Below are 1,451 nucleotides of genomic sequence, written 5' to 3'. Positions count from 1 at the left end.
GGGCGGTTGCGCCTGCACCGCGGCGACCCCCGCCCACCCCGCCGCCGGGTCCTCGCCGCGGTGCAGGCGCAACCGCCCGTCCTCGCGCGGCGCGGCCGCCACCCGCACGGTGTGCGGCAGGGCGAGCGGCAGCACCCAGCCCTCGTTGATGTCGGTGTACTCGCCGATGAGGTTCACCCGGCCCGGCGCCGCCCAGACCCCCGCGGGCGCACGGCCGAAGACCCTCTCGAAAGTGCTCCCGAAGGCGCTCCCGAAGTCGCTCATTCGGCCGCCGTCCGCCGCGCGAACTCCCAGGCGTCCGCGATGATCTCGGCCAGGTCCGTACGGCGCGGGCGCCAGCCCAGCTTCTCGGCGGCGCGCTCGGCGGAGGCGACGAGGACGGCCGGGTCGCCGGGGCGGCGCGCGGCGGCGGTCTGCGGGATCGCGTGGCCGGTGACCTTGCGGGCGGTCTCGATGACCTCGTGGACGGAGAAGCCGTTGCCGTTGCCGAGGTTGCAGATCAGGTGCTCGCCGTCGCGCGCGGCGGACAGGGCGAGCAGATGGGCCTCGGCGAGGTCGGCGACGTGGATGTAGTCGCGTACGCACGTGCCGTCGGGCGTGGGGTAGTCGTCACCGTACACCGCGACCGACTCGCGCTCCCCCAGCGCCACTTGGAGCACGAGCGGGACGAGGTGGGTCTCGGGGGCGTGCCGCTCACCGTACGCGCCGTACGCGCCCGCGACGTTGAAGTAGCGCAGCGAGACGGCGGCCAGGCCGTGGGCCGCGCACTCGCCGCCGATCATGTGGTCGACGGCGAGCTTGGTGGCACCGTAGGGGCTGGTGGGAGCCGTGGGGGCGGCCTCGGTGATCGGCACGGCGGCCGGTTCGCCGTAGGTGGCGGCGGTGGAGGAGAAGACGAGGGTGCGCACGCCCGCGTCGCGCATGGCGGCGAGTAGGTCGGCGGTGCCGCCGACGTTGTTCGCCCAGTACGGGGCGGGGTCGGCGACCGACTCCCCCACCCGGGAGAACGCGGCGAAGTGCAGCACCGCCTCGTACGAGCTGTCCAGCCAGCGCCCCGCGTCCTGGACGCGCCCCTCGACGAAGCGGGCGCCCCCGGGCACGGCGGCGCGGTGCCCGGTGGAGAGGTCGTCGAGGACGGTCACGCCGTGCCCGGCGGCCAGCAGGCGCGCGGCCACGGCGCTGCCGACGTATCCCGCACCGCCCGTGACCAGGTATGTGCTCATGTGGTCGCCACCTCTCGGAGTCGCGCGGCCGCGGACTCGGGCGGCACGTCGTTGATGAACACACTCATGCCGGATTCGGAACCGGCGAGGAACTTGAGCTTGCCGGGAGCCCGGCGCACGGTGAAGAGCTCGAGGTGGAGGGCGAATTCACTCCTGAGGGGGTGCCGGACGGGCGCCTGATGCCAGGCGGAGACGTACGGCGTAAGCCCGTCCTCCACACCCTCCCCC

General features: G+C 74.4%; 2 protein-coding genes and 1 pseudogene. All 3 read right to left on the bottom strand.

What is annotated here, in order from left to right; translation table 11 throughout:
* Positions 1–264: galactokinase family protein (locus K6I34_RS36900; protein ID WP_229332379.1), on the bottom strand; the 264-nt coding region annotated here is incomplete at its 3' end.
* Positions 261–1,223: a UDP-glucose 4-epimerase GalE gene (galE, locus tag K6I34_RS36895; RefSeq protein WP_229332378.1), complete on the bottom strand. Its 963-nt coding sequence runs from the start codon at positions 1,221–1,223 to the stop codon at positions 261–263. The genes K6I34_RS36900 and galE, both read right to left, overlap by 4 nt.
* Positions 1,220–1,451, bottom strand: a pseudogene (locus tag K6I34_RS36890) (galactose-1-phosphate uridylyltransferase); the annotation flags it as partial. The gene galE and the pseudogene K6I34_RS36890, both read right to left, overlap by 4 nt.

Origin of the sequence: Streptomyces sp. UNOC14_S4, from assembly GCF_020740835.1 — a bacterium.
In the GTDB taxonomy this organism is placed as follows: domain Bacteria; phylum Actinomycetota; class Actinomycetes; order Streptomycetales; family Streptomycetaceae; genus Streptomyces.
Note: the sequence above shows the minus strand (reverse complement) of the source record. Positions and strands in the feature narration are given on the sequence as shown.

Coding starts and splice junctions, on each gene's coding strand:
- galE (WP_229332378.1), bottom strand. CDS start 1,223: ATGAGCACATACCTGGTCACGGGCGGTGCGGGATACGTCGGCAGCGCC.